General features: G+C 47.7%; 10 protein-coding genes and 1 pseudogene. 3 read left to right on the top strand and 8 right to left on the bottom strand.

Translation table 11 applies throughout. The features are described from left to right. Nucleotides 1-11: 11 nt before the first annotated feature. Entirely contained in the window at nucleotides 12-1,082 is a 1,071-nt protein-coding gene (locus CEW91_RS00405; protein WP_088767166.1) for a transporter substrate-binding domain-containing protein, read from the bottom strand. A 119-nt stretch (nucleotides 1,083-1,201) separates the two neighbouring features. Between CEW91_RS00405 and CEW91_RS00410 the strand changes: the two genes are divergently transcribed. Continuing rightward, nucleotides 1,202-1,651 (top strand): DUF6746 family protein, encoded by a 450-nt coding sequence (locus CEW91_RS00410; protein ID WP_232506990.1) that lies wholly within the window; start codon nucleotides 1,202-1,204, stop codon nucleotides 1,649-1,651. Between the two features lie 3 nt (nucleotides 1,652-1,654). Here the strand turns inward: CEW91_RS00410 and CEW91_RS00415 are convergent, their stop codons facing one another. Beyond that, nucleotides 1,655-2,761, bottom strand: coding sequence for a threonine aldolase family protein (locus CEW91_RS00415; protein WP_088767167.1), 1,107 nt, complete (start codon nucleotides 2,759-2,761; stop codon nucleotides 1,655-1,657). A gap of 6 nt (nucleotides 2,762-2,767) precedes the next feature. Continuing rightward, complete coding sequence (locus CEW91_RS00420) at nucleotides 2,768-3,019, bottom strand: hypothetical protein (RefSeq protein ID WP_088767168.1); 252 nt, start codon at nucleotides 3,017-3,019, stop codon at nucleotides 2,768-2,770. 95 nt (nucleotides 3,020-3,114) lie between these two features. Here CEW91_RS00420 and CEW91_RS00425 point away from each other — a divergent pair, with 95 nt between their 5' ends. Next, nucleotides 3,115-4,986: a DUF885 domain-containing protein gene (locus tag CEW91_RS00425; protein WP_088767169.1), complete on the top strand. Its 1,872-nt coding sequence runs from the start codon at nucleotides 3,115-3,117 to the stop codon at nucleotides 4,984-4,986. Between the two features lies 1 nt (nucleotide 4,987). Here the strand turns inward: CEW91_RS00425 and CEW91_RS00430 are convergent, their stop codons facing one another. Beyond that, complete coding sequence (locus CEW91_RS00430) at nucleotides 4,988-5,638, bottom strand: response regulator (protein ID WP_058578590.1); 651 nt, start codon at nucleotides 5,636-5,638, stop codon at nucleotides 4,988-4,990. Then, nucleotides 5,635-6,780, bottom strand: a complete 1,146-nt coding sequence (locus tag CEW91_RS00435) for a sensor histidine kinase (RefSeq protein WP_157776059.1) — start codon at nucleotides 6,778-6,780, stop codon at nucleotides 5,635-5,637. The genes CEW91_RS00430 and CEW91_RS00435 overlap by 4 nt, the downstream gene beginning before the upstream one ends. A gap of 125 nt (nucleotides 6,781-6,905) precedes the next feature. On the opposite strand from CEW91_RS00435, the gene CEW91_RS00440 reads away from it, so the two are divergent. Then, nucleotides 6,906-7,652, top strand: a complete 747-nt coding sequence (locus tag CEW91_RS00440; RefSeq protein ID WP_088767171.1) for a hypothetical protein — start codon at nucleotides 6,906-6,908, stop codon at nucleotides 7,650-7,652. Between the two features lie 800 nt (nucleotides 7,653-8,452). On the opposite strand, the pseudogene CEW91_RS12480 reads toward CEW91_RS00440, so the two are convergent. From CEW91_RS12480 to CEW91_RS00455, 3 genes and pseudogenes are all read right to left on the bottom strand, one after another. Next, nucleotides 8,453-8,545, bottom strand: a pseudogene (locus CEW91_RS12480) (hypothetical protein); the annotation flags it as partial. After that, nucleotides 8,512-9,621, bottom strand: coding sequence for a sensor domain-containing diguanylate cyclase (locus CEW91_RS00450; RefSeq protein ID WP_088767173.1), 1,110 nt, complete (start codon nucleotides 9,619-9,621; stop codon nucleotides 8,512-8,514). The pseudogene CEW91_RS12480 and the gene CEW91_RS00450, both read right to left, overlap by 34 nt. An 84-nt stretch (nucleotides 9,622-9,705) precedes the next feature. Then, nucleotides 9,706-10,320: a LysE family translocator gene (locus tag CEW91_RS00455; RefSeq protein WP_088767174.1), complete on the bottom strand. Its 615-nt coding sequence runs from the start codon at nucleotides 10,318-10,320 to the stop codon at nucleotides 9,706-9,708. Nucleotides 10,321-10,368 lie beyond the last annotated feature (48 nt).

Consider the following 10,368-nt stretch of genomic DNA (forward strand, 5'->3'; position numbering starts at 1 on the left):
TAAGAGCAGCGCTACTGACCCAGGTAGCGCTGTAACTCACTTCGCCATTGCGCTGACTGTACAGTGTCTAATAGTGCCCTATTTAACGGCTCCCATAGTTCGCTCCCTTGCGGTAAAACGAAACCATAATCCTGGGGTAGAACTCGTTCAGGCAATAGTCTGATATTGTTAAGCGCATTCGTGCGCATTGAGTAACGTAAAATGGGCTCGTCATAGACAACCGCGTCAAGCTGCCCAGCATTGAGCTTTTTAAGCGCCGCATTTAAATCGGTAAAGCTTTCATAGCCTATATTCTGTTGCTCTAACCACGCTGCCGTTGCTGAATTACCTAATGTCGCCACACGAGCATTGGGGAGATCGCTTGCGCTGCTAACTTTCGATTGAAACTGCGACACGGTGAGCGATGAAGCAATCGATGCGGTAAAGCTTGAAATGATGATGACACAGGTAAACATCCAAATAAGACTGACCGCTCGCCCGCCAAGACTACGTGGCGATTTATCGCCATAACCAACGGTGGTCATGGTCACCGCCGCCCACCAAAAGCCGGAGCCTAAGCCATTTATCGGCTGCTCGGAAAATTCTTCAGGGTTTTCTTTGCGCTCAAAGAACCAGACTAAAGCACCTGCCACAAAAAGGACGCCACTTAGCACCAAGATGACTTTTAAAAACTCGAAGGATACGAAACGCTTAGTGACCGCCCACCAGGTTGATGTGTTATTGCTCGGCACGGCAACGGCGAGGCCAGCATTGTGGAAGGGCTGGCTAAAATCGATGACGGACTCTCGTTGTGACGTAATGGTCAAAGCGCCAATACCAATATCGTATTTCCCGGCTTCAACTCCCGTCAGTAGATTATTTAAAGAAACGGGGTGTAATTCGTATGGCCGCTCGAGCTGAGTGGCTACGTCTTTCCATAACGTTACGGCGAGTCCTTGGTAGTCGCCATTTTTTTCAATAACAAATGGCGCATTAACCCTGACCGCCACCTTTAACGGCTCTTCAGGTTGCGCATGTGCATTAAGCGTAAAAGTTGACGATAACGCCATTATTAGAAGAGCTAAGCCAAAACGGAGCGACATTGCGTATACCTATTGTGGATTGATGAGTATCAAAGGAATACTATCAGGTAATGAACGAATTGTTGACTCACCTTTGCGTATGCAAGAGAATGAGAATTATTGTTATTTTAGGAGGTTTTATGAAGCTATTTTACACCATCGTAGCGGCTTTCGTTTTCGCCACGTCAATGCCAAGTTTTGCCCAGGAAGAACAGCAGTACCAGCATTTTAAGCCAGAGCCATCTGACAATTTGCATCAGGCGATTATGAACCTGAACAAATACAATGCGGAATTGCAGAAAATCATCGAAGGCGATATGCCACCAAAAGACATGGCAAAAGTGCATGAGCTGACCTATACACTCGAGGTGGCACTTGCTCGTTTGAGCAAGGAATTGGATGTTGCTGCTAACTCGCTGGAAGAGGTACACCTGGGCTCGGAGGCTATGAATAAACAACGTGTTGAAGGCTTCGGTAAAAGCTATCTTGAAACGTTGAATCACGTGCTAGGGAAGCATAATCAACACCACAATGGAAACCATAAAGAGCATATGAAGCACAATGAGCACAGTGGCCATAGCGACCACTAAGCATCACAGTGTCTCTAAAAATGCTTTAAAGTGTCGTAGCCAGAAGCTTTGTGGCTGCGACATTGCATTCCTTCCAATGGGGATCTCGCAAATCGATTCGCCATTTATCTCCGCTCTGGGCAGAGGCAGAACCGTCACACCCGTATTGCTGACGTACGCAGCGATTTTTTCACTCAACGTTTCCGCGTTCATCGCGAAGTGCAGGTGAAACATGGCTGTTTGTGGTTTTTGAGGGTTGACCCGAACGCCATCCAGCTCATTCAGCGCATCGCCTAACGCTTTGGAATAATTCACAGCGTCTTCCATAAGTGGCAGGTTCTCACGCAAACTCCGGCGAGCTGAAATCACTTGTGGGTATTGGGTAATGACATTACCACCGGCTCGACGAGTCCAGACTTTGGCTTGCTCAATAAATGCCTCTGAGCCCGCCAGGATAGCCCCGGAAATAGCGCCTAAGTCTTTGTAAAAACTGACATACACTGAGTCGAAAAGCTCACAAACCTCCGCCAGAGAACACTTGTAAGCTTTCGGCACCTGCCATAATCGGGCTCCGTCCAAGTGCATGGCGATATTATTTGCACGAGCCCATTGTGATTGCTCAACCAGGTCGTCCCATTCTGGCAGTTGACCGCCAATTTCGCGCATAGGAAGCTCAATAAGGACGCTACCAAGGTCATTGGTTTGAACCGCTTGCAAATCACCGAGAGTTATTGGCTGGTTCGGCTTTCCTGTGGTGGTACCATTCAGTCGCCATAATGCTTCAAACCCCATTTGTTCGTGCAGCATTAAGTGCGACGTTGGGTGCAAGGCAACGCCATTGCGCTGGCGCTGATCCGCATGAATACGCAATGCCATTGGCTGCGCCAGAGTGCCTGTTGGCAAAAATAACGCCGCAGGTTTGCCGAGCAGCTTAGCCAGCTCATCTTCAAAATCATTAATAAGCGCGCCACTGCCGTAAACATCGCGTTTTTCGTTTTGCACGATCTCATCGGCTAATAAGTGCAGTTCATCTGCCATACTCCGCTGTGGTTGACGCAGCAGAGAAGAGCTTGCCTGATCGGCTGCTCGAGAATACGCCTGTTTGGTTTTTTCCGGAATAGAGAGTGTCATAGTTACCTACTTTGAGTGCACCTTGCCGCCAATGATTTTATAAGCCGGCGTGCCACGAATCATTGTCTCGCGCGCAAATTCCTGCCCACAACCGGGGCAATGGCACGGTTGGGTGGTGTGGTCTTCAACAATGCGTTCAATAAAGCACTTTACCAACGCACCCTTACCACCCTTTCTGTATTTAAAAATGGGCGTTTTGCACTGCAGACAAGAAATCTGCACGGTGCGAACCGGCCCCTTCTTGTTCGGTTTCGCCATAAAACAGTCGGTTACAATTTAAGCATTTCCTTTAGTGTAACAAGCGCGCTATAGTTTTTCTTCCTAATCAAAAAGAAGAATTAAAGGACACCCCTATGCGTTATTCCATCGTTGCCCTGGCTGTTTTGGGCTTATTAACTGCTTGCGGACAACCGCAAGAGAACAACTCTGGCCAAAATTCTCAAACGACTGCTGAGCAACCTAAACAGACTGAGCAAAGATCGCAGTCTGAAACTGAACGCCTGAATCAGTGGTTTGAAGAAAAATACGAAGAGGAGCTTCAGCAAAGCCCCATTCAAATGACCTTCCTGGGTCGTAAAGACCGCTACGGGGACATAGATGACATGACCGTGGCTGCCGAGAAGAAGCAGCTGCAGTGGCTTGAGAATAGCGTTGAAGAGTTAAAAGCGAATTTCGACTACGATAAGCTGGGACAGGAAGCGCAAACGTCGTACGATGTTTGGGTTTATCAATACGAGCAAGCAAAGCGCAATGCGGAATTCCGTGGCATGGGTTATGTGTTCGATCAAATGCGTGGTGCCCATACTTTCCTTCCTCAGTTTTTGATTAATTTCCACCGGGTTGATGATGCGGAAGATATGGAAGCTTATATTTCACGCATTAACGGTGGTGCAACAGCCATCGAACAGTTATTGCAGCGCGCGAAGCAGCAGGTTGAAAACGGCGTTCGTGCCCCGCGCTTTGCCTATGAGCAAGTGATTAAAGAAGCGAAGGGGCTTATTTCAGGCGCGCCATTCGATGAAGAAGGTGACTCGAGTTTACTGAATGATGCTAAGAATAAACTGAGCGCTCTTCAGGAAAATGACAAGATCTCCGCCGAACAAGCCGATAAATACGAGAAAGAAGTACGCAAAGCGCTATTAGAACGCTTTCGCCCAAGTTATGAAGCGCTCATTAACTTTCTTGAAAGCGACATTGAAAATACCGACGAAGTTGCCACCGGCGTGCATCGCCTGGAAAACGGTAAAGCCTACTACAACGCCTTACTGAAAAATTATACGACGACCGACCTGACCGCAGACGAGATTCACCAAATTGGTTTAGATGAAGTGGAACGACTGACTCAGGAAATGATAGCGATTAAAGATAAAGTGGGCTTTGAAGGTGATTTGCAGGCGTTTTTCACCTTTATTCGCACTGACGAGCAATTTTTCTACCCGAATAACGACGAAGGCGCGGAGATGTATCTGGAAGATTCTCGGGAATATCTGGCGTACATTAATGAAAAGTTGCCAGAGTATTTCGGAATTCTGCCAAAAGCAGACTTGGTCGTGAAACGCGTTGAGCCTTTCCGTGAGCAAGACGGTGCGGCCCAGCATTACTACCCTGGTTCGCCTGACGGTGAGCGTCCGGGCATTTACTATGCGCATTTGTCGGACATGAGCTCGATGCCGAAAAATGAGATGGAAGCCATTGCGTATCATGAAGGTAATCCGGGTCATCATATGCAAATCTCCATTGCGCAGGAGCTGGAATCCGTACCGGAGTTCCGTACCCAGGCTGGCTTTACGGTCTACAGTGAGGGCTGGGGCTTGTACGCAGAGCAGTTAGCGAAAGAGATGGGCGCTTATGAAAATCCTTACTCAGACTTTGGTCGCTTAACCACGGAAATTTGGCGCGCGGTGCGTTTAGTTGTGGATACCGGCATGCACGCAAAAGGCTGGACGGAAGAGGAAGCGGTGAAGTACTTCCAGGAGCATACCCCCATCGCAGAAGGAGCGGTGCGCTCAGAAGTCCGTCGCTATCTGGTGATGCCAGGTCAGGCAACCGCCTACAAAATTGGCATGATCCGCATACTGGAACTGCGTGAAGAAGCCAAAGAAGCATTAGGCGATAGGTTCGATATTCGTGGTTTCCACGACACCGTTCTGGGTGGTGGCGCATTACCACTGCACATTCTGGAGCGTCGCGTTGACCAGTGGGTTGAGAAGCAGAAGCAAGCCTAGTTTACAGTAGGCCTATATCAATCGCTTTAAGCACAGCTCGGGTGCGGTCACGCACCCCAAGCTTTGCCATCAGCGACGAGACTTGATTCTTGACCGTCCCGGTTGATTTAAACAAGCTTTCTGCAATTTCGTGATTACTTAATCCCGCTGCAATCAGTCTCAATACGGCAATTTCTTTATCTGTCAGGGGCTCCACAAGCGTTTTATCGTCAGTGCTCTCTGTGCTCTTGTTGTTTTTTAAACCGGTTAGAATGCGCTCCGTAATGGCCGGTTGCAGCCATGTTTTTCCCTGAGACAGCGCGGCAATTGCGTCAACCAGCATCTCCAGAGAGACATCTTTTAACAGATACCCTTCTGCACCCGCTTGAATCGCTCTCATAATGGACTCGTGGTCATCAAACGTCGTGAGCATTAACACTGGAGTCTGGCAACCGCCACTTCTTAATGTTTCTACCGCTTCTATACCATCCATGTCGGGCATGCGAATATCCATCAAAATAACGTCAATGGAGTGTTGGGCATTTTTCTCAAGAGCTTCCTTGCCCGAGCTCGCTTGCGCAACAACAGTCACATTGTCCGATAGCGATAAGAGTGAGCTAAGACCCTCCCGAACTAATGTTTGGTCGTCAACTAACAGAACATTAATGCTCATACATTATCCTCAAGCGTGAGTTGAAGGTTAAAGCCTTTGCTTTTTGCTTCTACGATGAGTTCTGCACCAAGGTCATTAGCACGCTCTTGCATACCCGTCAGTCCATTTCCTTCCTTAAAGTGCTGAGTAGACCCGTTATCTTCAATAAAAAGACAAAGCGTATTACCTTGGCGAGACAACGAAATACTTTGTCGGTTGCCATTGGAGTGTTTCAGGAAGTTTGTCACGGCTTCTTGCGATATCCTCAAAACTGCCTCGGCAATATCAATGGCTTGAATACCGAGGTTTTTCTGACACCTAACCTCAACTTGTTTATCTGCTGAGCGATAAGCCAGCGACTGCAATGCTTTTTCTATATCCAGTACGGCCGAGTCGCGTAAGTCGGAAACCGCTTCACGAACATCTGAAAGCAATAACTTGGTAATACTCTGGCTCTTTTCTAACGTCGGTTTTAGATCGTCGCCGGCTTTTCGGGAAGCCACCTGTAAGTTAATGGACAACGCCGTTAAGTGGTGGCCTATTAAATCGTGAATATTGCGAGCTATTCTTGTCCGTTCGTTCTGTTTACTGGCTTCTTCCAACAACATTTGTGTTGCCCGAAGCTCCCGGTTTATTGCCAGCTCGCGCTCTAATGCTTCTGTCTCTCTCAGGCGGGTGCCCATGGTCACTATGGCGAATAAATTAAATGCCCAGAACAGAATGGCGGATACCCAAGCATAACTGTCGCCCCAGCCAAACTGGTAAATCAACCATAATGGCACCGATAGCGGAATAGAGATAAGAACAGAGTTTCGAATACTGGTGTAATAAGGCAGCTGCGCCACGCAAATGGTCATCAATATGGCGACAACACTATAGGGTATTAAGTAATACAAGCTGAAAATAGCCACCAATTGGACAAAGACAAGGCTGAGACGCAGCCAGGGCTCGTTTTTGTAGGGCTGTTCTCGAGTCGCAATTGTGAAGCAAACCATGAAAACTACAAAGAATACGGCGGCAATGATCCAGTGCGGGCTAAAAAACGGTGTTTGCTCTCTTTGACCCAGTAAGTAAAGACAAAACGAGGACAGCAGCGCCCAGGACAGTACCGCAACCCACTGCTCTTGATCGATGTATTTGGATGTAACTGATTTTATATTCATGCGTTCAGTATGCCCGCAGCTCGGCATTTCGCAATAGGCCAAAAGTCACGTTTGAGAAAGTGACTTCTTGCACTCACTGACACCCGGGAATAGCCCTAACCTGTATAAAAACAGGAGGGGTTATTATGTTGACACTACACAGCGTTTTACTTTATTTGCACATTGTCTTTGGGGCCATCGCCATGGCGCTATTTTGGATACCGGTGATGACCAAAAAAGGTGCACTGAATCATCGCCGGTTTGGTAAGGCGTATGTCTGGACCATGAATACGGTAGCGATTTCAGCCATTGTCATGTCAGTCATGGTATTAGTGGCGCCGGGTTATTTTAAAGCGGATATCATTGCCAATAGCCAAAGACCTGAGGCCGTTACCGAGGGGATTCGGTTCTTCTGGACCTTGCTGTTGTTCCTTTCCGTGTTTACTTTTGCGTCGGTTCGGAACGCAACCGTTGTTTTGCGGTCGAAACGAAGTCGCGATAATTTGCGTACATTCCGCTATTTATCGATGATTGGGTGTTTGGCGGTGATGTCTCTGGTGCTGCTATGGCAGAGTATGAATACGCCTGCTATTCAGTTTGTCAGCCCTTGGCTACACATTATTTTTGGGCTTTTAGGGTTAGTCAACGTGTATCAAATGTTGCGTTTTGCATTTTCGCCCTCAGTTAAGAAGAATGCCTGGTTGATAGAGCATTTAAGTTCAATGTGTGGGTCAGGTATAGCCGTTTATACGGCGTTTTTCGCCTTTGGCGCGCGGCATGTGCTGGCTCATTTAGGGCATTGGCAATTGTTATTCTGGGTAGTACCGGGTGTTGTAGGTACGGTGCTTATATTTTTATGGTCACAAAAATACGAACAAGGAGAACTCTCGTGAGGTGGCTTTTATTTTTACTTACAACATTAGTTTTTGCGCCCGGTGTTTATGCTGAGGTGGAAACGAAGCAGGTTATTCAACAGCAGTTGGCTGATGGCTCACTCGATAGCGCTGAAGACAGCGTTGAAGAATGGGTGAAAAAAGAACCGGAAAACGCGGAAGCCTGGCATACCCGTGGGGTGGTGATGGCGCAACAGGCACAAAATGCCTTTTTCAGTGCGATGAGCTACGCCGGCAAGTCAGTGGACTCCTTTGAGAAAGCCGTTGAGCTGGCGCCTGACAGTATTAAATACCGTCGAGCCCTGATGCAGTTTTATTTAATGGCGCCTTCTATTGCCGGCGGTGATGATGAAAAAGCGCTGGCGCAAATTGAAAAAATGATGGCGTTAGACCCGGCACAAGGGGCGCTCGCTAAAGTTGGGTATTTTCGTAAGCATGAAAAAATGACGGAAGCTGAGTCTTTGCTGGAAGAAACCATAGCAGCACACCCCGATAATGCCGATGTTTTGCTTTATGCCGGTCTACAGAAACAGCGCGCGGAGGAATTTGACGCTGCTTTCACGTTGTTTGAAAGAGCTAAAGCCGGTGTGTCTGATGACGGTTCGGCAGTCAGTATGGCGTTGTATCAGATTGGAAAAACCGCCGTTTTAGCAGAGAGTCATATTGATGCAGGCATTGCCGCGCTCAATAATTATTTGGAGAAAGCGTCGTTAGAGAACCTACCTGAGCCGCACTGGGCACAGTTTAGAAAAGCGCAATTGCTGGCGTTAAAAGGTGATACAGAAACGTCAGAGCAACTGCTAGCAGAACTTAAAGGTGTTGACGATAAAGAACTGCAAGAACAGTTGGCGCAATAAACTTAGTAATCTAAACACCCTCGATTTCGGCCATCCGACTTGGCGCGATACAGCGCCGAGTCTGCTTTGGCTATCATTTTCTCGGCAAGCGCATCGATGTCTTCATCAGTTTCTGGGCTATGAATATAGCCTCCGACGCTAACGGTCAAATAGGGGGCTATACCTGAGGTCTCGTGAGGTATTTGTAACGCTCTAACGGACTCAAGCAAATGGTTAATGCTGTCTTCGGTCTTCTTTCTGTCCGTCGCTGAAATCACAGCAACAAACTCTTCCCCACCGTAACGCGCCACAAAGTCAGTATTACGTTGAAATAAATCAAAGAGGGCATTGGCGACGCCTTTAAGGGCCTGATCCCCCTGTAAATGTCCGTAATGGTCGTTATAGTGTTTAAAATGGTCAATATCTATAATCAGTAGCGACAGTGCTGACTGCTCTCGCATTGAGCGCTGAATTTCATTGTGGATACGCTCGTCAAAAGCACGTCGGTTGGCAATGCCGGTTAAGCCGTCCTGAGAGACTTGGGCATGAAGAAGGCGGTTGGCTTTTTCTAGTTCACGCTGAGTATGAATAAGCTCTGCGTAGGTTCGTTGTCGCTCTAGCGTATTGGCAATAATATTGGCAACCAATTTTAAACAGCGAACTTCTTCTGGTGTCCACCGATGCTTTTTCTGGACCCTGTCACAGCCGACAAAACCCAGTAATTGGTGCTTCGCTACGATGCCCACACAGATAACGGACTTAATGTGTTCGCGCCGGAATTCTTGCTTTTCGGCATCAGCTTCGGGAGGGAGTAATTCGACATCGTTAACAATGAACAGTTGGTGCGTCTTTATTTCATTGAAAAACCAGGGAAGATCATCGATACCGACAGACTGCAGGTCGTCTATATGTGCTTCAAACCCATCCCGCACCCATTCGTGCGTGTTGGTCATATTGACAACGGCATCATCAAACTCGAATACATAACACCTATCAGCACCGGCATAGCTGCCAAATGCCTCTATAACTTCTTCAATGCATTCGTACGTTTCTGCTGGCTCGCTATTAATCAAACGAGACGAAAGCTCAGATATTAATTGGTTAAAAGTAACTTGAGTATTTATGGCGTCCATGAATCCTTCCGACCGTTTACACTGTCAGTTAAGCACAGACACAGGACAAGGTAAATGTTATTTTTCTGTTATTTGAAGAGTTATTCAGTCTGTGTAAAACGTCCAAATATCGTATACGACCGGTAGTACGGAAAAGACCAACAGGAGAGCCATTGAAACATTAAAAATGCGCTGCGCCGTATGATTGGTCAGTAGTTGACGCAAGCCAGCACCGGCAACCAGCCAAACACCAACACAAGGAAAGGCCACCGCCAAAAACGCGGCGGTTATTTCCATGACTTCAGACCAGAGTGTACCCGCTACGGTGGTGAATGCGGCGACTGCGCCGGTCGCCATGACCCAGGCTTTACCATTCACCCACTGAAAGAGAACTGCCTGCCAAAACGTCAGTGGTTTACGGTCACCCTTCTCTATTGCTTTGGGTGTTTGCGAACCAATCACCCAGGCGAGCCAAAGCAAATAGAGCGTGCCGGCAATTTTTATCATTTGGTGCAGCAACGGGAATTGTTCCAACACCGAGCCAAAGCCCATACCGACGACCAACACCATCGCCGGAAACCCCAAACAGATACCGAGGAAATGCGGCAAACTGGACTTTACCCCGTAGTTCACACCAGAAGACATGATCATTATATTGTTGGGACCCGGCGTAATGGTGGTCGAAAACGCAAAGAAAAATACCGCGATAAAAATTTCCATAACCTTCCTTATTACGACATAAAGTGACGCATCGAGTCTTATACTGGT

The sequence above is a fragment of the Idiomarina piscisalsi genome, from assembly GCF_002211765.1.
GTDB lineage: Bacteria > Pseudomonadota > Gammaproteobacteria > Enterobacterales > Alteromonadaceae > Idiomarina > Idiomarina piscisalsi_A.

Bases quoted from the DNA above. Each gene is read 5' to 3' on its own strand.
- CEW91_RS00410 (WP_232506990.1), top strand. From the start codon at position 1,202: ATGAAGCTATTTTACACCATCGTAGCGGCTTTCGTTTTCGCCACGTCA.
- CEW91_RS00455 (WP_088767174.1), bottom strand. From the start codon at position 10,320: ATGGAAATTTTTATCGCGGTATTTTTCTTTGCGTTTTCGACCACCATT.
- CEW91_RS00415 (WP_088767167.1), bottom strand. From the start codon at position 2,761: ATGACACTCTCTATTCCGGAAAAAACCAAACAGGCGTATTCTCGAGCA.
- CEW91_RS00440 (WP_088767171.1), top strand. From the start codon at position 6,906: ATGTTGACACTACACAGCGTTTTACTTTATTTGCACATTGTCTTTGGG.
- CEW91_RS00435 (WP_157776059.1), bottom strand. From the start codon at position 6,780: ATGAATATAAAATCAGTTACATCCAAATACATCGATCAAGAGCAGTGG.
- CEW91_RS00420 (WP_088767168.1), bottom strand. From the start codon at position 3,019: ATGGCGAAACCGAACAAGAAGGGGCCGGTTCGCACCGTGCAGATTTCT.
- CEW91_RS00430 (WP_058578590.1), bottom strand. From the start codon at position 5,638: ATGAGCATTAATGTTCTGTTAGTTGACGACCAAACATTAGTTCGGGAG.
- CEW91_RS00450 (WP_088767173.1), bottom strand. From the start codon at position 9,621: ATGGACGCCATAAATACTCAAGTTACTTTTAACCAATTAATATCTGAG.
- CEW91_RS00425 (WP_088767169.1), top strand. From the start codon at position 3,115: ATGCGTTATTCCATCGTTGCCCTGGCTGTTTTGGGCTTATTAACTGCT.
- CEW91_RS00405 (WP_088767166.1), bottom strand. From the start codon at position 1,082: ATGTCGCTCCGTTTTGGCTTAGCTCTTCTAATAATGGCGTTATCGTCA.